We start from the raw sequence: 17,638 nt of genomic DNA on the forward strand, positions 1-17,638 counted from the left end.
GTTGTTCACCCGTGCGCCTCGAACCCAACGCTGCTGATCAGCGGTTGGCGATGTACATGGTGATTTCAAAGCCGAAACGAAGGTCGGTGAAGGCGGGGGTCGTCCATTGCATAGAAGGTCTCCAATAATGGGTTGGCACGAAACATGTCTGCAAGCTCGCCAGCACCATTGCCACAAGCCGCCTCCCATGAATAGCAATATCGATGCCACGAAAACTGTTCCATCCGCGCGGGTGACCAGCCCGGCATGGCCACGCGCGCAACACCTGTCTTTGGGTCGCCTGCACCGCATGGCCTGGCGTGAGGTCGGTGCACCTTCGGGTGAACCCTGGCTGCTGTTGCATGGAGGCCCGGGCAGCAGTTGCCAGCCCGGCATGCTGAGGCCCTTTGACCTCTCGCGGCAACGCGTGGTGGCACCCGACCAGCGCGGTTGTGGCGCCTCGTTGCCGAAGGGGCGTACGGCGGGCAACCACACGGCTGCGCTGGTGGCCGACATGGAAGCGCTGCGCGAACACCTGGGTCTGGAGCGGTGGTCGTTGCTGGCCGGTTCGTGGGGCACGGTGGTGGCTTTGGCTTACACGCTGGCGCATCCGCAACGTGTGCAGCGTCTGGTGTTGCGCGGCGCGTTTGCGTTGAGCCGGCGCGAGGTCGGTGGGCTGCTGTTGCCGTCGTCGCGCGTGCGACAGTCGCTCGGCTGGGGGGCGTTGTGGCCCGTTGTTTCCGGCGCGGTGTTGCCCGTGGCGTTGCAGCGGCTGACACAACTGATTCAAAGTGGGACACCCGGTGTTGCATCGCTGCGCGCCGCGCGCGGCTGGGGTTTGCTGGAAACCGCGTCGGCGGCGCGCAGCCAGCGGCGCAGCCTGTTGCACGCGGCCCTGAGCTCACCGCGCCTGGCGGCCTCCATCCGGCGGGAATGGGCGTCGTTGCGCAAGGCCGAGAAGCGTGCCGTCGCCCGTTTGAAGCAGCCCGGGAAAACCCGCGCCGACCGCAAGGCCTTCGCCAAATTCCGCATCCAGGCGCACTACCTGCGCCACGGCGGTTTCATGCGCGCAGGCCAGCTGGACCGCGGTGTGCTGCAAACCGCTCGCCATGGCACACCGGTGGACTGGGTGCATGGACGTTTCGATGCGATCTGCCCACCGGCCAACAGCCGTCGCTGGGCTGCGCTGGGGCGCGCGGCAGGGGGTGGTGTCTTGCATGTGGAGCCGCACAGCGGCCACCTGGGGCATGAGCCCGCCATGCTGCCGGCGCTGCGCCAGAGCGTGCGCAGGACGCTGGCATGAACAGCCTGTGCTGCGCGTTGGGGGTGGGCTTGCTCACGCTGCTGGCGGGCTGCGCCTCGACCGCGCACAAGCCCGACTGCAGCGCCGCCAACGCCGTGCCCTGGCAGGCGGTGGTGCCCGGCGTGTGGGTGTGGCAACCCGATGCACAGGCCGACGTGTCAGCCGCCAACGCGGGCCATGTGGTGCCCACCTCCGTCGTGGTCTCGGGCGCGGATGCGCTGGTGATCGACCCCGGCCCGAGCCACCGCCACGGCCTGCGGGTGCGCGACTCGCTGGCCTGCCGCTTCGGCGCGCAGGTGCGCCAGGTGGTCAACACCCATGCCCACGCCGAGAACGTACTGGCGAACTCGGCGTTTGCCGATCTGCTGGAGCGGGACGGGTTGGAAATCCTGGCCACCGAAGGCACGCGAAGCGCCATGCAACAGCGCTGCCCCGCCTGCCTCGCCAGCCTGGGGGAGCGCGTGGGCGAGCGCGCCATGGCGGGTACACGCATCGTGTGGCCCAGCCGCGTGCTGCGGGCGGGCGAGGTCGTGCGCGTCGGGCCGCACCGGCTGCGCGTGTTGCCACCTGCGCCCGGCCACACCGAGAGCGATCTGGTGCTGTGGGACGAAGCCAGCCGTGTGGTGTGGGCCGGGGGGCTGGTCTACAACCAGCGCCTGCCCGAGCTGGCGCAGGGCGGGGTGGACGCGTGGTTGCTGGTGTTGGACCGCATCGCCGCGCTTCAGCCGCGCCACGTGATCGGCCATGCGGTGTCCAGCAGCCCGAAGGACGGCGAGTTGCCGCCTGCGATGGTGGCCACCCGCGCCTACCTGACCGAGCTGCGCGCGCTCGTTCTCAAGGCCATGGACGAAGGCCGCCACGCCGGTGAAGGAGGTGTGATCACCATGCCCGCGTACGCCGCCTGGGCGGGCTATGGTGAGCGCCAGGGCTTCAACGTGCAGCGGGCGTGGCGCGAGCTGGAGGCGGTGTGGATGGAGCGCTAGCTCAGCTGAGCAGATCCGGCGGCAGCTGGTCTTTCTTGCGGTAGATGGTGTTGCGCGACACCCCCAGCGCCTTGGCCGCCGCCGACACATTGCCCTTGTGCAGGCGCAGCATCTGCGCCATGGCGCTCAGCGCCACGTCCTGCAGCTTCTGGCCTTCGACGGCCACCTCCACCGCCGGTTCGGGCAGGCTGCACGCGGGCGCGGCCTCTGCAGGCGCGGCGGTCGCCGCCGTGGCGGCAAAGGCGGCCGGGCGCTGCACCAGCACCTGGTCGTGCTCCAGTTCTTCGAGGAAATCGTCGGGCAGGTGGCCCATGTCGATCACGCCGCCGTGGCCGACCATCACCACCGCCGTGCGCAGCAGGTTGTGCAGCTGTCGGAAGTTGCCGGGCCAGGCGTAGCGCTTGAACAGGTCCATCACCTGGGCCGACACGCCCACCGGCTGACTGCCTTCGCTGAGCGCAAGCAGGATCTTTTGCACCACGAGTTCGAAATCGCTGCGCTCGCGCAACGCGGGCAGGCGCACCACCAGCCCGTTGAGGCGGTAGTAGAGGTCTTCGCGGAAATCACCGCGCGCGATCATGTCCTTGAGGTTCTTGTGGGTGGCGCTCACCACCGCCACGTCGACCTCGACCTCCTTGCCTGCTCCCAGCGGGCTGACCTTGCGCTCCTGCAACACCCGCAGCAGCCGCGCCTGCAGGTGCTTGGGCATGTCGCCAATCTCGTCGAGGAAGAGCGTGCCGCCGTGGGCCTGCAGGATCTTGCCGATGGAGCCCTTCTTGCGCGCGCCGGTGAAGGCGCCTTCTTCGTAGCCGAAGAGCTCGGATTCGATCAGTGTGTCGGGGATGGACGCGCAGTTGACCGACACAAAGGGCTGCGTCGCGCGTGAGGAATCGCCGTGGATGGCTTGCGCGAGCAGGTCCTTGCCGGTGCCGGTTTCGCCCAGGATCATGATGGGAATGTCGCGCCCGCTCACCATGCGCAGCTTGTGGATCACCGAGGTCACCTGCGGGTCCCCGGTGTCCAGGTAGTGCAGCGAGGAAAACTGCATCTTCTTGCCGGTCTGCTTCAGCGGCTCGGGCCCGGGCTGGGCAGCAGCGGGCGTGGGCTGTGCGGACGCCTCGCTGGTGGTGCCGGTGGGCTTGGCGGCCCACATGTTGGAAACCTTCAGCTTGACCCGGCACCACACCGACACACCGTTGTGCATGCACAGCTGTTTGGGGTTGGGTGTGGCGCCGCTGAACATTTCGAACAGGGCCGAAACCGGCAGGCCGAACAACGAGGAGAAGGTGTGTGCCTTGAGCGCGGAAAACGGCAGGCCGATCTGGAACTGCGCGCTGCGGTTGGCCGAGAGAAAACGGCCCTCGGGTGAGAACACCGCGATGCCTTCGACCAGCGTGCCCAGAAACTCGGAGCGTGTGTGGAAGTGGATGCGGATCGCCTTGGGAAAGATGTCGGCGAACATGTGGTTCTCGATCATCTGCGCCGACATGCGCACCAGCGCCAGCGTGTGCTGGTGGTAGCTGCGGTGGTCCCCGGTCACGTCGAGTGCGCCGATCACCTGGCCGTACGGATCGAAGATGGGCGAGGCCGAACAGGTGAGGAACTTGTTGGCGTTCATGTAGTGCTGACCACCGTGCACGGTGAGCGCTTCCTCTTCACTCAGCGCGGTTCCGATCGCGTTGGTGCCCTTGCTTCTTTCCGACCAGTCCATGCCGGGTGTGAGCGCCACCTGGGAGGCCCGCTCCAGAAAATCCATGTCGCCCAGCGAGTGCAGGACGAGGCCTTTGGCCGACGTGAGCAGCACCATGCTGTGGGTGTTGACGATCTGGTCGTAGAGCGTTTCCATCACGGGGGCGGCGTGCTGGAACAGGAAGCGGTTTTCTTCCAGCGCATCGGGCAGCACACCGTGCGACGGGCTCGAAAAATCGGGGGTGTCGGTGACGGTGATGCCGTACGACTGCGAGCGTCGGTGCGACTGCCCGATCCGGTCGTGGTGATCGTGCGTCGACAGGCCCGCCGACGGGGATTCAACCCGACGACCCGCGGCAGGGCTCGTGAAGAGGGCGGAATTCATGTGGTCTCCAGGGTCCGGGGGAAGGACTCCCCAGCAGTCCGCCGACCAGAGCGTGTCGTCGGCTGCGGGTCCGGTGGCTCCGGTGTTTTCGCTGTCTGGTTGTCTCATGCAATTCTCTTCATATGTGTCTCGGGGAACAACACTGGTAATCCCGGTGTGCAACAGCCCACACCGGGTGTACCCGTGTGTCGATAGCAATTAACCTGCCTGCTTTTGCACTACTTTGCGCGGTGAAAAGGTGGTCCAGAAGACACCAGTTGTGCATGGGGATGTGACACGCGAAGCGATGAACGGATGCGCAACTGATTCAATTTGGAACAGGTTGGCGTTGTTGATCCGGGGTTTGGTGGAGGGCCTGCTTCTTGCTGAACTCCAGGGCATTCAAGCTTTTGCCATTGGAGACCTTTCGATGAAAACACCATCCTTTTCGCTCTCGAAACGCGCAGCACGCGCGCTGCTGGCCGCGGCCGTGACCTGCGGTGTGGCCGCTGTCCTGGCGCACGGCGACGTGACACCCCAATCGGTGGACACCAGCACCTTGCCGCAGCTCGGCGCCAAGTGGCTTGACGCCAATCCGTTCAGCGCTGGCCCGGCCCACAAGGAAGCGTTGCGCATCGGCACTTCGGCCTACAACCAGAACTGCGCGCGCTGCCATGGCCTGGAGGCCATCTCGGGCGGCATGTCGCCCGACCTGCGCAAGTTCGACAGCGACTGCACCGGCATGGCCGACGCGGCCAAGAAGGCGGCTTGCTACAAGGAGATGGATGAGTTCTATGTGGCCACCGTGCGCCGAGGCCGTGTGCGCGATGGCCGCGTCTACATGCCGCCCTTCGAGGCCACGCTCACACAGGAAGCCATCTGGTCGATCAAGACCTACCTGGAAACCCGACGCGAGAAGTGATGTGCCCGCAGGCCGCTGGCGGCCCGCCCCCACAGGAGACAAGACATGACAGAACAACACACCCACCTCGATCGCCGCCAGTTGCTGGTTGGCCTGCTGGCCGGCCTGCCGCTGCTGGCCCAGGCGCAGACCGAACTGACGGACCTGGCGAAGATCCGCGCCAGTGGCGTGCTCAAGGTGGCGGTCTACAAGGACAACGCTCCGTTCTCCGACGGCCCGGCCAACGACGTGCAGGGGCTCGATGTGTCGATCGCCACCGCGTTGGCCAGACAGCTCAACCTCAAGCTCTCGCTGCTGCCGTTCGACGCGGGCGAGAACATGAACGACGACCTGCGCAACATGGTCTGGCGCGGTCACTACCTGGGCTATGGCCCGGCCGACGTGATGCTGCAGGTGCCGGGCGACAAATACCTCATGGCGCGCAACCGCCAGGTGCTCATCCTCGCGCCCTACATGCGCCAGTCGCTGGTGCTGGTGTTCGACACCACGCGCCTGGCCGATGTGACCAGCCCGGACGACCTCAAGGGGTTTCAGCTCGCGGCCGAACGCGGCGCCGGTGCGACCAGCGCGCTCATGGGTTACAGCGGGGGCCTGCTGCGCAACCAGGTCGGCATCCACAACACCGGCACACTGGCCGTGCAGGCCCTGCTCGATGGCAAGGCCGCAGCCGCGTACGTGACACGCGCCCAGGCCGAGTCGGTGCTTTCACGTGCCGAGGTCAAGCCCGGGCGGTACCGCCTCACCTCGCTGGCGCTCAGCGGCTTGCCGGACAACGGTTGGCCGGTGGGCATGGCGATCAAGGCCGAGCACAAGGAGCTGGGCCAGGCGCTGGAGACAGCCTTGCAGTCCATCCGCGCCAGCGGCGAACTGCTGGCGATCTTCAAGCAGCACGGCATGACGCTTACCGCGCCCTGAGGCCCGCGGCTCCTGCGCGGCGCGACCATGGCGGCACCCGCCACCTGCAAGTGCTGCAGCTTGCAGAACGACTGCCGATGTTGCGGGTTGGCCGGAGAGGACGCCTGGCGATTCAGCTGCGATCGCGCTGGGCGCCGAGCTTGCGGTAGACCGTGGCGCGGCTGATGCCCAGGACGCGCGCGGCTTCCATCACATTGCCGCGTGCATCGTCCACCGCCTTGCGGATGAGGGCGGTCTCCACGTCTTTCAGCGGCACCGCTGTGCCCGTGCCGTGCATGGGTGCGCGCTCGCCGCCCGCATTGAGGCGCGCATGCACATTGAGCCGCAGGCCCGACCACAGCGGCACTTCCGCGGCATTGCGCTGCGCGCGCGCGGCATCGAACAGGCTCTCGAGCGGCGCGGCAAACACGTCGGTGCAATGGCCCGCGTGGCTCAGCGGGGCGATGCCCAGCATGTCGGCCGCGGGGCGGTTCAGGCCGGTGATGTGACCGTCGGCGTCGACACACACCAGACCGTCGCTGTCCCCGCCCAGCGTTTGACCGGGCCAGTTCAGGCTCAGCAGCAGGCGGTGCGGTCGGGCCAGCGCGAGCGCGTTTTCAATGCTGCGAGCCGACTGCGTGACCAGGTGCTTGAGCGCGGGTTGCTCCACCACATTCACGCCCGTGAGGTCGAGCATGCCCACGCACTGCCCGTCGGGCCCCCAGATGGGCGCGCCGGCGCAGCTGTAGACACTGGTGGCATCGAAGAAGTGCTCGCCGCGGTGCAGCCACACCGGCTGCAGCTCGGCCAGCGTGGCGCCGATGGCGGTGGTGCCCACGGCGCGTTCGGAGAGGTCCACGCCCACGCGTGCGATGGTCGAGGCCTGCGGGTTGTGTCGGTCCACCGGGCCGTTGACGTCGATGACCAGGCCGCTGGCGTCGGTGAGGATGGCGAAGTAGCGCGTGTTGGCCATGGCCCGCGTGAGCGACTGGATCACCGGCGCCGCAGCCCGCAGCAACGGCTGGTTCGCGTCGATGGCGTTGCGCACCGCGCTGTGGGTCACGGCGTCGAAGGTGATCGGCTGGTGCGGGTTGAAGCCCATGCCGAGGCAGCGCCGCCAGGAGCGGTCGATCCACGGTGAGAGCGCCGCCGGCGCGTTCGGGTCGCGCGTGTCCAGCACCGACTTGCGCGCCTGTTCGATCAGGGCCAGGCGGTGCGGGTGGGCGGGGGGAGACTGCGGGTGGGAAGTCACAACAGAATTAAAGCAGCGTTTGAACGCCCTGGTGTGGTCGTCAGGTGTTCGCGGGATCGGTGTTAACCCCCGTCGCAGGCTCGGGCCAGCGGCAGACCCAGCCGGTGTCGCGGGCCAGGGTGTGCACGTCATCGGGCGTGTCGAGGTCGCGCGTGTGGTGTGGGTTGTCCACCACCCACGGCAAGGTGGCCTGCGGGTGCGCCGCGCGCCACTGCCGCAGGCTGGTGCCGGGAGCGCCGAGCAGATCGGCGCGCACCGCGACGTCGAACACCACCGGATGGCCGGGCACACCGTTCACCATGGGCACCACCAGCTGGCAATCGCTGGGGCGGCGCTGAAACGCATGCAGCACCGCGCCGATGTCGGCCGCGTTGATCAGGGGCTGGTCGGCCAGCAGCACCATCACGGCATGAACGTCGTTGCCCAGCGCGCGCAAGCCGATGTGCAGCGACGGGGCCGGGTCGTCCTCGGGCATGGGGTTGATCACCTGGCGTGGTGCGAGGTGCGCAGGCCATTGCGCCAGGTGCGCCTGGATCTCGGCGGCGTGGTGGCCGAGCACCAGCACCGGCGTGGGAAGCCCGACGCCGCGCACCGCGCGCACCAGCCGCTCCAGCAGGCTCTGGCCTTGCACCTCCAGCAGACACTTGGCCCGCCCGCCCATGCGCCGCCCGGCACCCGCGGCCAGGATGAGCACGCCGGTGCGAAGGGGCTGTGGCGTTGCGGTGTTCAACGCGAGCTGGTGGGTGAGAAGCAGGCCGGGCCGGAGGGCTCGGCGGTGCCATCGGTCAATGCGTTTTTGGCGTGTGTCACGTCCATGTCGCGCGGCAGCGGCACGCCGTTTTTCACGGCCAGCACCTCGGCCATGATGCTCACCGCGATCTCGGGCGGCGTCTTGCTGCCGATGTAGATCCCGATCGGGCCACGCAGTCGCGCCAGGCTTTCGGCGGTCTGCTCGAAGTGTTCAATCAATCGGGCGTGGCGCGCTTCGTTGTTGCGCCTTGAACCGATGGCGCCCACGTAAAAGGCCTCGGTGTCCAGCGCTTCGAGCAGGGCGAGGTCGTCGAGCTTGGGGTCGTGCGTGAGCGCGATCACGCAGCTGCGGCGATCCACCTTGAAGTCGCGAACCACGTCGTCGGGCATGTCGGTGAGCAAGGCCACGCCGGGCACCGCCCAGGCCGTGCGGTACTCCTCGCGCGGGTCGCACACGGTGACCGCGAAGCCGCTGAACAGCGCCATGGTGGCGAGGTACTCGGTGAGCTGGCCGGCGCCGATCAGCAGCATGCGGTACTCGGGGCCGAAGGTGTTGGCCAGCACCGCATCGTCGTCGATCAGCGGCGACGGTGCGGTGACCGCGCGCAGCTCCACGCGGCCGCTCGCCAGCTCGGTACGGCGCTGCACCATCTGGCCATCAGCCAGGGTCTGCACCAGCGCGAGCAGCGAGGCCGTGTCGGGGTTGAATTCGAGCACCAGTTCCAGCGTGCCGCCGCAGGGCAGGCCGAAGCGGTGTGCGTCGTCCGCGCTCACGCCGTACTGCACGCGCTGTGGTGTGCTGTCGGGGATGTCGTGCGTGATGCCGGCCACACCCGCGCTGGCCCCGGTCTGGTGGGCGCGGCTGTAGCGGTAGATCAGGTCGTCTTCGATGCACCCGCCGGAGACCGAACCGACCACCGCGCCGCTCTCGCACAAGGCCATGATCGAGCCCACTGGGCGCGGCGACGAACCCCAGGTGCGCACCACGGTGGCGAGCAGGGCGCGTTGCCCCTGGGAGCGCCAGCCGTGCAGCGTGCGCAGGACGGTGACGTCGAGGTTTTCCATGGCGGGCTTGGGTTGCTGTGGGGGGATCGGGAGGTCTTGGCGAGAACGCTTGCGCAAGGGCGGAAGCAGCATGCCACGAAGCGTACCGGGCGCAACGTGCAACGGGCCGTCTCAATCTGAGACTTTTTCGCCGAGAGCCCCGCAAACCCGGGTAAACCCTCAACCCGAAATGCCGCCAGACACAAAAAATCGTATGAGCAGATGTGCATAGGCGCTCCTCAAGTGCAATGCGTCTGTTACCCACACGGAGACACAACGATGCAAAAAGTCCTTCACATCAACCCCGATAAATGCACCGGCTGCCTGCAGTGCGAAATGGCCTGTTCGTTCGAGAACTACGGGACCTACGCCACGTCGAAGTCGCGCATCAAGGTTTTTGACTTCCACCACACCGGCAAGAAAGTGCCCTACACCTGCACGCAGTGCGACGAGGCCTGGTGCCTGCACGCCTGCCCGGTGGAAGCGATCACCGTGGACAAGATGACCGGCGCCAAGGTGGTGAACGAGACCACCTGCGTGGGTTGCAAGGTCTGCACCATTGCCTGCCCGTTCGGCACCATCAACTACGTGCAGGAAACCGGCAAGGTCCAGAAGTGCGACCTGTGCGGTGGCGAGCCGGCCTGCGCCGAAGCCTGCCCCACGGCCGCCATCACGTTCATCGATGCGAACTGGACCGGCATGGACAAGATGAAGCAGTGGGCCGACAAGCTGGGCAACCAGCCGTCCACCGCCGCCTGATCCGACCCACCCTCACAGGAGAATCAATATGTCATGGGCTGGAAAAATCCTCCGCGTCAACCTGACCGCGGGCACCGTTAAATCCGAACCGCTGAACACCGAGTGGGCACGTTCCTACATCGGCTCGCGTGGGCTGGGCAGCAAGTACCTGGTGAGCGAGGTTGACCCCAAGGTCGACCCGCTGTCGCCCGAGAACAAGATCATCTGGGCCACCGGCCCCTTGACCGGCACCATGGCCTCCACCGGCGGCCGTTACACCGTGATCACCAAGGGCCCGCTGACCGGGGCCATTGCGTGTTCGAACTCGGGCGGCTACTGGGGCGCCGAGCTCAAGATGGCCGGCTGGGACATGATCATCTTCGAGGGCAAGTCTCCGAAGCCGGTCTATCTCTACATCAACGACGACGAGGCCGAGCTGCGCGACGCCGGCCACCTCTGGGGTCAGAGCGTGTGGAAGACCGAAGAGGTTCTCAAGTCCAGCCTGCAGGACCCGCTGGTGCGCGTGTCGAGCATCGGCAAGGCCGGTGAAAACGGCGTGCTGTACGCGGCGGTGGTGAACGACCTGCACCGAGCGGCCGGCCGTTCCGGCGTGGGCGCCGTCATGGGCAGCAAGAACCTGAAGGCCATTGCCGTGCGCGGCACCAAGGGCGTGGGCAACATCCGCGACCCCAAGGCCTTCATGAAGACCACCTTCGAGAAGAAGAAGATCCTGGCCGAGAACGCGGTGACGGGTCAGGGCCTGCCGGCCTACGGCACGCAGGTGCTCATGAACGTGATCAACGAGATGGGCGCACTGCCCACGCGCAATCACCGCGACGTGCAGTTCGAAGGCGCGAAGGACATCTCGGCCGAAGCCATGGTCACCCCGCGCGAGAGCGACGGCAAGAAGCACCTGGTGACCAACCAGGCCTGCTTCGGTTGCACCATTGCGTGCGGTCGCATCAGCAAGATGGACGAGAACCACTTCACCGTGAAGAACAAGCCGCAGTACTGGGGCGCCAACGGCGGCCTGGAGTACGAAGCGGCCTGGGCGCTGGGTGCTGCCAACGGCGTGAACGATCTGGAAGCACTGCAATACGCCAACCTGTTGTGCAACGAAGAAGGGTTTGATCCCATCAGCTTCGGTGCCACCGTGGGCGCGGTGATGGAGCTCTACGAAATGGGCGTGCTCACCGCCGAGCAGCTCGGCATCGACGCCAAGTTCGGTTCGGCGCAAGCCTTGGCCCACTTTGCCGAGATCACCGCGCGCGGCGAAGGCTTCGGCAAGGAGATCGGCATGGGCTCCAAGCGCCTGACCGAAAAATACGGCCACCCCGACCTGTCCATGAGCGTGAAGGGCCAGGAGTTCCCGGCCTACGACGGTCGCGCGATCCAGGGCATCGGCCTGGCGTACGCCACGAGCAACCGCGGCGCCTGCCACCTGCGCGGCTACACCATCGCGTCTGAAGTGCTGGGCATTCCGGTCAAGACCGATCCGGTCGAGAGCGAAGGCAAGCCGGAGCTGGTGAAGGCGTTCCAGGACGCCACCGCCGCGTTCGACTCCTCGGGCCTGTGCGTGTTCACCACCTTCGCCTGGGGCGTGGCCGATCTGGCACCGCAGCTGCAAGCCGCGTGCAACGAAGAGTTCACCACCGAAGAGCTGGAGAAGATCGGTGAGCGCATCTGGAACATGGAGCGCGAATTCAACAACGCCGCGGGCTTCACGTCCAAAGACGACAGCCTGCCCAAGCGCCTGCTGACCGAAGCGGCCAAGACCGGTGCTTCCAAAGGCATGGTCAGCAAGCTGCCCGAGATGCTGCCCAAGTACTACGCCGCACGCGGCTGGGACACCGAAGGCCGCCCCACCGCCGAGACCCGCGCGCGCTTGAGCCTGTAAGACTCGGCCCCGAACCGCCTTTGGCCTGAACCCAGGGGGCAGTCACCACGCTGCCCCCTTTCTTTTTTTCGAGGAGACAAGACATGCACCACGTCATCCTGGGCGCCGGACCCGCCGGGGTCATTGCCGCCGAGACCATCCGCAAGCATGCCCCCGCCGACACCATCACCCTGGTGGGTGACGAAGGTGAGCCGCCGTATTCGCGCATGGCCATTCCTTACTTGCTGATCGGCAACGTGAAGGAAACCGGCACCTACCTGCGCAAGAGCCTCACCCACTACACCGACCTGCGCATCGACCAGGTGCCCGGTCGCGCCACGGCGGTGGACACGACCGCGCGCACGGTGACGCTGGACAACGGTGAGAAGCTGGGCTTTGACAAACTGCTGATCGCCACCGGCTCGCACCCGGTGCGTCCACCCATTCCCGGCATGGACTCTCCGGGCGTTCACCCTTGCTGGACGCTGGAAGACGCGCGCGCCATCATGGCCCTGGCCAAGCCGGGTGCACGTGTGCTGCAGATGGGCGCAGGCTTCATCGGCTGCATCATCATGGAAGCCCTGGCCGCGCGCGGCGTGGAGCTGAGCGTGGTGGAAATGGGCGACCGCATGGTGCCGCGCATGATGGGGCCCACGGCCGGCGGCATGATCCGCGACTGGTGCGAAAAAAAGGGCGTGAAGGTCTACACCGGCACCAAGGTCGAGGCGATCGAGCCCGCCAGCAACGAGTCCAGCAGCATCGTCGGCAAGCTGGCCAGTGCCATGGGCCTGAGCTCGTCGGAGCCCGCCACGGGCCTGCGTGTGAAGCTCTCGGGCGGACAGACGGTGGAGGCCGATCTGGTGATCAGTGCCACCGGCGTGCGTCCGGCCATCGGCTTCCTGAAGGACTCCGGCATCACCTGCCTGCAGGGTGTGCTCACCGATGAACACCTGCAGACCAATGTGCCCGGCGTCTATGCCGCCGGTGACTGTGCAGAGGCCTTCGACAAGGTCAGCGGCAAGACCATCGTGAGCGCGATCCAGCCCAACGCGGCCGAGCAGGCGCGCGTGGCCGCGCTCAACATGGTGGGGCAGAAGGCCGACCTCAAGGGCGTGACGCAGATCAACGTGCTCGACACGCTGGGGCTGATTTCCACCAGCTTCGGCAACTGGGAAGGTGTGCCCGGTGGCGAACACGCCGAACTCACCGACAAGGTCAGTGGCCGCCACCTGAGTCTGCAATTCAAGGACGACGTGATGGTGGGCTGCAACTCGGTGGGGTGGACCGAACACGTGGGCGTGATGCGCGGTCTGGTCGAAGGCCAGGTGAAGCTGGGCGAGTGGAAGGACCGCCTGATGCACGACCCGACGAAGTTGATGGATGCCTACCTGGCGAGTGCACAGGGTCAAGGTCAATGGGCGGGCGCCGGCGATGAACGCCGCCGCTGAAGTAAAAACGTGCTCATGAACATCACCTTCAAACTGTTTGCCACGCTCACCGACTACCTGCCCCCCGAAGCCCGGCGCAGCAACCAGGTGTCGCTGGACATCGATCCGGCCACGCCCATCAGCCAGATCATCGAACCCTTCGGCCTGCCGCCCAAGCTGGTGCATCTGGTGCTGGTCAACGGCAAGTACGTCCAGCCCGAAGAGCGCATGAGGGCCACGCTGGTCGAAGGCGACGTGCTGGCCATCTGGCCGCCGATTGCGGGAGGCTGAGTCCCGTGCAGTCGAGCTACGACGAGCGCTTCGAGCGCGACATGGGCTGCACCGAAACGGAGTGGCTGGGCTGGTTGCCGGCGGCGGTGGGTACCTGCGTGTGGCGCCGCGATGGCACGCAAGCCATGGTTGAAATACCACCCGGTCGGCTCGCCTTGCGTTGGGAGCAGCGGCCACAGCGTGTGATCGCCCTCATGCGCATGCCGGTGCTGCGGGTCAACTTTGAATTCAGTGGGCTGGACGCTGCTCAGCGCTACACCTTCATGAAGCGCTTCGACCTCTACATGCAGCGCGGCGGGGGTTGAGGCGCGGGACTTCCGCGTGGGCTCACTTGGGCCTGGGTCTGGCGCGTTCAGGCTGCAAGGCCTGCAGCCGGCCGGCGCGCAAATCGGCCGTCACCGCAGCCAGTGCCTGGGCCGCCTGGCGCGTTTCCTCCTGAACGTCGAGGTCGCGGTCCAGCGCTTCGTGGCTGGTGGCGTAGGGTTCGTAGTAGCCGATGTAACGGTCCAGCCGGGCCACCGCGCCGGCATCGACAAAACCCATCCAATCGAGCCAGTCGCACAGCGAACGGCGTGAACCCTCGATGCCCGCCACGTCGCCATGCACCACCACGCCGTAGGCCCGGCCTGCCAGGTGCTTGGGGTAGTCCCAACCCGCCATCTCCAGCGTCTTGGCCAGTTCGGCCTTCTTGCCGCCGGTGGAAGTCGGGTCCGGGTTGCCGCCGTCGGCACACACCAGGCGGTCGATCATCAGCTTGAGCGGGCTCGGGCTCTGATACCAGTACACCGGCGTGACGATGAGCACCGCGTGCGCGGCGGTCCAGCGTTCGTAGATCTCTGCCATCCAGTCGTGCGTCTGGCCCAGCGCATGGTTGGGGTAGCAGCTGCAGGGCCAGTGGCACAGCGGCATGGCGGTGGACACGCAGCCCTTGCAGGGATGGATGTGCAGGCGGTATTCGGAGGTGAGCAGGCTCAGGTCGAGCACATCGCATTCCACGCCGGTGGCTTCCAAGGCTTCGCGTGCGATCTGCGTGAGTCGAAAGCTCTTGGAAATCTCGCCGGGGCAGGTGCCGTCGTTGCGCGCCGAGCCGCAGACCAGCAGCGCGCGGGTGGGTGTGTCGGCCAGCGCCCAGCGCGCCTGCGCGGCGTCGATGCGGGCTTTGGTGGCCACCCATTCGACGGACAGGTCGTACGCCGGATCGGCGTAGCCCGCTCCCGCCTTTTCTGTGAAAGGCGCCTTGCGGCCTTCTTGGTAGGCGTCCCAGGCGATCGTCTCCAGACGCGCGATGCCGCTGTCTTCGGCGCGGAACGCCGGGTCGAGGAAGAGGGCGCGAAAGCGCTCGGCGAACGACGCGCGCTCCAGCGTGGCGGGGGCCTGTCCTTTGCGGATGTCGGTCATGGTGCGGTGCCGTCGGGTGGGATGAGGCCATCCACTGTGGACGGGGGATGGGCCTGCGTCTGTTCGCCACCCAACCAAGGCTTCTCTCCCACGCTCTGGCGATGGAAATGCATGGTCCAGTTGGGTTCCCAGGTGGCGCCTGCGTCGCTTGAGAACGCCTGCTCCCACAGCGGTGACCCGGTGTCGGTGTCGGCCCAGCGGAAGCGCACGCGGATGGCGCGCCCGTCCAGCACATCGTCGGCGAAGAAGGTGCCGATGCCCTGGTCGAACGAGCCGACCACGGGCACGTCGAGCCGGTGCGGGTGGCGGCCGTCGAGCCACCAAATGGACCAGCGGCCGGTTTGGGGATCGTGCGCGCGCAAGGTGGCGGCGCGGTAGCTGCCGCCGGGCAGGTGCAACAGGTTGTCGTCGACGTTGCCCTGGCCGCCCAGCACGGGGGATGCATGGCAGGTGCCGTCAAAGGTCTGCCAGTCGTCACTGCCGCACAGGCGCTCGCGCAGGCGACGGTGGGTCACCTGCCAGCTGCCGTGCAGGAAGTCGAAGTCGTGTTGGCTGGAGTGGGTCATGGTGATCCTTCATGCGTGCAGGGCCGAGCGTGCGGTGGGAACGAGGCGGTGGCTTTCAGCGGAGCCCGCCAGCCAGGGTGTCAGCGCCGGTTGTGCGTCGCGCGTCCAGGCACCGCTGCGGGCAAAGGCCTCGAAGCTGGCGAGGTCGTCGAACAGTGCCAGGCCCACCAGCACCGGCTCGCTTTCGCGCACCGGCAGTTGCGCAAAGTCGTTGGGCCGCGTCTCGTTGACGTACCAGGCCATGCGGCGCGCACCACCCTGTCGCAGCACGGGCGAGAGCACGTCCCGGCACACGGCCAGGAGCTCGTCGCTGGCGGGCTGGCGCAGGGGGAACACAGTGGCATCCAGCAGGCCGGGCGAGATGCCGGTGGCCCCCGGCGTTGCGCGTTCGCCGGGCCAGTTGTCGATGCCCGCTCCGGGCCAGGCCGGGCGCAGCAGGAACACATCGCGCCAGTCGACCATGGTGGCGTTGGCCGCGTTGCGGTGATCGAGCCAGACGGGACCGCCGTAGAACGCTTCCAGCGCGGCGCGCCGTGCGGGCATGTCCGCAAAACCGCGCAGCCAGACGAAACGATCCGGGTCGTCCAGCTCGCGGAACTGGCCGATCACGCGCATGCCCAGTGCCTCCTGGGGTTCGACGAATTCGCGATCGAAGAGATCGATCAAGGTGTCGCGCTGGCCGGGGTGCAGCCTGTAGCGGCGCAGTTCAACCAGCGGCGATTCGATGGGTGTGAAGGTCATGGTGCAAGGCTCCTTGAAAGGGTGAGCCGATGATCCGTCGCATTACCTGACACCTCTTGTCATGTTTAAATTGGATGCATGAAAGCCAGCCGCCTGCTCTCCATCCTGATGCTGCTGCAGGCGCGCGGCCGTTTGACGGCGGGTGCCTTGGCGCAGAACCTGGAGGTGTCTGAACGCACGGTGCTGCGCGACATCGACCAGCTCTCGGCGGCCGGCGTGCCGATCTGGGGCGAGCGCGGTCGCCAGGGTGGTTTTCAGTTGCGCGAAGGCTGGAGCACGCAACTGACCGGCATGACCGAACCCGAGGCCAACGCGCTGTTGCTCGCCGGCCTGCCCGGGGCGGCCACCGAGCTGGGCCTGGGTGCTGCTGCCGCGTCGGCCCGCCTGAAAATGGTGGCCAGCCTGCCCGGCGAGTGGCGCGAACAGGCCGAGCGTGTGGGCCAGCGTCTGCACATCGACCCGGTGGACTGGTACCGCACGCAGGACGCGCCGCGTTTCCTGCGCGAGGCGGCCGATGCGGTCTGGCGCGCGCGGCGCATCGAGGTGCGTTACGAGAGCTGGCGTGGCAAGACGCAGCGCACGCTGGAGCCTTTGGGACTGGTGCTCAAGGCGGGCGCCTGGTACCTGGTGGCAAGCGCGGTGGACACCCCAACCCGGGGGGACGGTGTGCGCACCTACCGGTTGGCCAGCGTGCTCGGATTGACCGTGGGGGCCAGCTTCAGGCGCCCCAGGGACTTTGATCTCGCCCGCGTCTGGCTGGCTTCGGCCGCGCGTTTCGAATCGGAGCTGCGATCCCTGGCCGTGCGCGTGCGCGCGTCGGCGCGTTGCATGACATGGCTGGCCAATGCACGAATCCCCTTCTCCGATCAGGCCGGTGATGAAATCACGATCCGCGTGGAGTCCATCGAGCAGGGCGCTCGGCAGTTGCTCGCCTTAGGCGATGAAATCGAGGTGTTGGCGCCTCCCGCACTGCTCGAACGCATGGCGCAGCAGGCGGGCTCGGTGCTGGCCTTGTACCGGCCCTAGGCGGGCGACCACCAGAGAGCGGCTGTGCGCAGGCCGAGCCAGGTCAGCAGCAGCGAGCCGAACAGGTGCAGCCCCGCCACACCGCCGGCCATCAGCACGCGGCCTTGTTGCAGCAGCGTGATCACTTCGATGGAAAACGTGGAGAAGGTGGTGAGCGCGCCCAGCAGCCCGGTGACGATGGCCAGTCGCCAGACCGGGTCCAGTTGCGGCAGTGCGTGGAAGAACGCGAAAGCCAGGCCGATGGCGTAGGCACCGATCCAGTTGGCCGCCAGCGTTCCCCAGGGCAGCAATGCGCCGGGGGCGCTGAGCCAAAGGCCCAGCCGCCAGCGGGCCAGCGCGCCCACGCAGGCGCCCAGGCAGATGGCGATGACGCTGGGCAGGGTGTTCATCGCTCA

General features: G+C 67.1%; 19 protein-coding genes. 10 read left to right on the plus strand and 9 right to left on the minus strand.

Annotated elements, in window-relative coordinates:
* Window positions 1-37: 37 nt before the first annotated feature.
* A complete protein-coding gene (pqqA, locus tag BSY239_RS22000) occupies window positions 38-112 on the minus strand; it encodes a pyrroloquinoline quinone precursor peptide PqqA (protein ID WP_068167214.1) in 75 nt (24 codons plus the stop codon).
* A gap of 75 nt (window positions 113-187) precedes the next feature.
* On the opposite strand from pqqA, the gene BSY239_RS05380 reads away from it, so the two are divergent.
* Window positions 188-1,282, plus strand: coding sequence for an alpha/beta fold hydrolase (locus BSY239_RS05380; RefSeq protein ID WP_172823079.1), 1,095 nt, complete (start codon window positions 188-190; stop codon window positions 1,280-1,282).
* Entirely contained in the window at window positions 1,279-2,265 is a 987-nt protein-coding gene (locus BSY239_RS05385) for an MBL fold metallo-hydrolase (protein WP_069045944.1), read from the plus strand. Before BSY239_RS05380 ends, BSY239_RS05385 begins: the two co-directional genes overlap by 4 nt.
* A gap of 1 nt (window position 2,266) precedes the next feature.
* Here BSY239_RS05385 and BSY239_RS05390 read toward each other — a convergent pair whose 3' ends face one another.
* Entirely contained in the window at window positions 2,267-4,339 is a 2,073-nt protein-coding gene (locus BSY239_RS05390; RefSeq protein ID WP_069045945.1) for a sigma-54-dependent Fis family transcriptional regulator, read from the minus strand.
* Window positions 4,340-4,748: 409 nt separating this feature from the next.
* Between BSY239_RS05390 and pedF the strand changes: the two genes are divergently transcribed.
* Window positions 4,749-5,240 (plus strand): cytochrome c-550 PedF, encoded by a 492-nt coding sequence (gene pedF, locus BSY239_RS05395; RefSeq protein WP_083240158.1) that lies wholly within the window; start codon window positions 4,749-4,751, stop codon window positions 5,238-5,240.
* A gap of 45 nt (window positions 5,241-5,285) precedes the next feature.
* On the plus strand, window positions 5,286-6,155 hold the full coding sequence (locus tag BSY239_RS05400; protein ID WP_069045946.1) for a substrate-binding periplasmic protein: 870 nt from the start codon (window positions 5,286-5,288) through the stop codon (window positions 6,153-6,155).
* A 112-nt stretch (window positions 6,156-6,267) separates the two neighbouring features.
* Here BSY239_RS05400 and BSY239_RS05405 read toward each other — a convergent pair whose 3' ends face one another.
* From BSY239_RS05405 to BSY239_RS05415, 3 genes are read right to left on the minus strand one after another with little or no spacing between them, the layout of a single operon-like run.
* A complete protein-coding gene (locus BSY239_RS05405; RefSeq protein ID WP_069045947.1) occupies window positions 6,268-7,386 on the minus strand; it encodes a helix-turn-helix domain-containing protein in 1,119 nt (372 codons plus the stop codon).
* A gap of 40 nt (window positions 7,387-7,426) precedes the next feature.
* Entirely contained in the window at window positions 7,427-8,116 is a 690-nt protein-coding gene (locus BSY239_RS05410; RefSeq protein WP_156775418.1) for a nucleotidyltransferase family protein, read from the minus strand.
* Window positions 8,113-9,201, minus strand: coding sequence for an XdhC family protein (locus tag BSY239_RS05415; RefSeq protein ID WP_069048795.1), 1,089 nt, complete (start codon window positions 9,199-9,201; stop codon window positions 8,113-8,115). The genes BSY239_RS05410 and BSY239_RS05415 overlap by 4 nt, the downstream gene beginning before the upstream one ends.
* A gap of 258 nt (window positions 9,202-9,459) precedes the next feature.
* Here BSY239_RS05415 and BSY239_RS05420 point away from each other — a divergent pair, with 258 nt between their 5' ends.
* From BSY239_RS05420 to BSY239_RS05440, 5 genes are all read left to right on the plus strand, one after another.
* The gene (locus BSY239_RS05420; RefSeq protein ID WP_069045948.1) at window positions 9,460-9,939 is read left to right on the plus strand and encodes a 4Fe-4S dicluster domain-containing protein; all 480 of its coding nucleotides are present in this window, start codon (window positions 9,460-9,462) and stop codon (window positions 9,937-9,939) included.
* 28 nt (window positions 9,940-9,967) lie between these two features.
* Window positions 9,968-11,815, plus strand: a complete 1,848-nt coding sequence (locus BSY239_RS05425; protein ID WP_069045949.1) for an aldehyde ferredoxin oxidoreductase family protein — start codon at window positions 9,968-9,970, stop codon at window positions 11,813-11,815.
* An 83-nt stretch (window positions 11,816-11,898) separates the two neighbouring features.
* Window positions 11,899-13,242, plus strand: a complete 1,344-nt coding sequence (locus tag BSY239_RS05430; RefSeq protein WP_069045950.1) for an NAD(P)/FAD-dependent oxidoreductase — start codon at window positions 11,899-11,901, stop codon at window positions 13,240-13,242.
* A 15-nt stretch (window positions 13,243-13,257) separates the two neighbouring features.
* Window positions 13,258-13,512, plus strand: a complete 255-nt coding sequence (gene thiS, locus BSY239_RS05435; protein WP_069045951.1) for a sulfur carrier protein ThiS — start codon at window positions 13,258-13,260, stop codon at window positions 13,510-13,512.
* A 5-nt stretch (window positions 13,513-13,517) separates the two neighbouring features.
* Window positions 13,518-13,817 carry a hypothetical protein gene (locus BSY239_RS05440; protein ID WP_069045952.1) on the plus strand — a complete coding sequence of 100 codons (300 nt, stop codon included), beginning with the start codon at window positions 13,518-13,520 and terminating at the stop codon, window positions 13,815-13,817.
* A 22-nt stretch (window positions 13,818-13,839) separates the two neighbouring features.
* Here the strand turns inward: BSY239_RS05440 and BSY239_RS05445 are convergent, their stop codons facing one another.
* The 3 genes from BSY239_RS05445 to BSY239_RS05455 are packed head-to-tail and all read right to left on the minus strand — an operon-like array spanning window position 13,840 to window position 16,217.
* Complete coding sequence (locus BSY239_RS05445) at window positions 13,840-14,910, minus strand: flavodoxin family protein (protein WP_069045953.1); 1,071 nt, start codon at window positions 14,908-14,910, stop codon at window positions 13,840-13,842.
* Window positions 14,907-15,476 carry a hypothetical protein gene (locus BSY239_RS05450; RefSeq protein WP_069045954.1) on the minus strand — a complete coding sequence of 190 codons (570 nt, stop codon included), beginning with the start codon at window positions 15,474-15,476 and terminating at the stop codon, window positions 14,907-14,909. The genes BSY239_RS05445 and BSY239_RS05450 overlap by 4 nt, the downstream gene beginning before the upstream one ends.
* A 9-nt stretch (window positions 15,477-15,485) precedes the next feature.
* Window positions 15,486-16,217: an NIPSNAP family protein gene (locus tag BSY239_RS05455; RefSeq protein WP_069045955.1), complete on the minus strand. Its 732-nt coding sequence runs from the start codon at window positions 16,215-16,217 to the stop codon at window positions 15,486-15,488.
* 78 nt (window positions 16,218-16,295) lie between these two features.
* Between BSY239_RS05455 and BSY239_RS05460 the strand changes: the two genes are divergently transcribed.
* Window positions 16,296-17,243 (plus strand): helix-turn-helix transcriptional regulator, encoded by a 948-nt coding sequence (locus BSY239_RS05460; protein WP_069045956.1) that lies wholly within the window; start codon window positions 16,296-16,298, stop codon window positions 17,241-17,243.
* Here BSY239_RS05460 and crcB read toward each other — a convergent pair.
* Window positions 17,240-17,632 (minus strand): fluoride efflux transporter CrcB, encoded by a 393-nt coding sequence (gene crcB, locus BSY239_RS05465; RefSeq protein WP_442905766.1) that lies wholly within the window; start codon window positions 17,630-17,632, stop codon window positions 17,240-17,242. The genes BSY239_RS05460 and crcB overlap by 4 nt on opposite strands.
* Window positions 17,633-17,638: the final 6 nt, after the last annotated feature.

The organism is Hydrogenophaga sp. RAC07 (assembly GCF_001713375.1).
Lineage (GTDB): Bacteria > Pseudomonadota > Gammaproteobacteria > Burkholderiales > Burkholderiaceae_C > Hydrogenophaga.

What these genes read in the sequence shown, in the direction of transcription:
- BSY239_RS05415 (WP_069048795.1), bottom strand. Translation starts at nt 9,201, where the DNA reads ATGGAAAACCTCGACGTCACCGTCCTGCGCACGCTGCACGGCTGGCGC.
- crcB (WP_442905766.1), bottom strand. Translation starts at nt 17,632, where the DNA reads ATGAACACCCTGCCCAGCGTCATCGCCATCTGCCTGGGCGCCTGCGTG.
- BSY239_RS05400 (WP_069045946.1), top strand. Translation starts at nt 5,286, where the DNA reads ATGACAGAACAACACACCCACCTCGATCGCCGCCAGTTGCTGGTTGGC.
- BSY239_RS05430 (WP_069045950.1), top strand. Translation starts at nt 11,899, where the DNA reads ATGCACCACGTCATCCTGGGCGCCGGACCCGCCGGGGTCATTGCCGCC.
- BSY239_RS05455 (WP_069045955.1), bottom strand. Translation starts at nt 16,217, where the DNA reads ATGACCTTCACACCCATCGAATCGCCGCTGGTTGAACTGCGCCGCTAC.
- BSY239_RS05390 (WP_069045945.1), bottom strand. Translation starts at nt 4,339, where the DNA reads ATGAATTCCGCCCTCTTCACGAGCCCTGCCGCGGGTCGTCGGGTTGAA.
- BSY239_RS05460 (WP_069045956.1), top strand. Translation starts at nt 16,296, where the DNA reads ATGAAAGCCAGCCGCCTGCTCTCCATCCTGATGCTGCTGCAGGCGCGC.
- BSY239_RS05420 (WP_069045948.1), top strand. Translation starts at nt 9,460, where the DNA reads ATGCAAAAAGTCCTTCACATCAACCCCGATAAATGCACCGGCTGCCTG.
- pedF (WP_083240158.1), top strand. Translation starts at nt 4,749, where the DNA reads ATGAAAACACCATCCTTTTCGCTCTCGAAACGCGCAGCACGCGCGCTG.
- BSY239_RS05425 (WP_069045949.1), top strand. Translation starts at nt 9,968, where the DNA reads ATGTCATGGGCTGGAAAAATCCTCCGCGTCAACCTGACCGCGGGCACC.
- BSY239_RS05450 (WP_069045954.1), bottom strand. Translation starts at nt 15,476, where the DNA reads ATGACCCACTCCAGCCAACACGACTTCGACTTCCTGCACGGCAGCTGG.
- BSY239_RS05385 (WP_069045944.1), top strand. Translation starts at nt 1,279, where the DNA reads ATGAACAGCCTGTGCTGCGCGTTGGGGGTGGGCTTGCTCACGCTGCTG.
- BSY239_RS05445 (WP_069045953.1), bottom strand. Translation starts at nt 14,910, where the DNA reads ATGACCGACATCCGCAAAGGACAGGCCCCCGCCACGCTGGAGCGCGCG.
- thiS (WP_069045951.1), top strand. Translation starts at nt 13,258, where the DNA reads ATGAACATCACCTTCAAACTGTTTGCCACGCTCACCGACTACCTGCCC.
- BSY239_RS05380 (WP_172823079.1), top strand. Translation starts at nt 188, where the DNA reads ATGAATAGCAATATCGATGCCACGAAAACTGTTCCATCCGCGCGGGTG.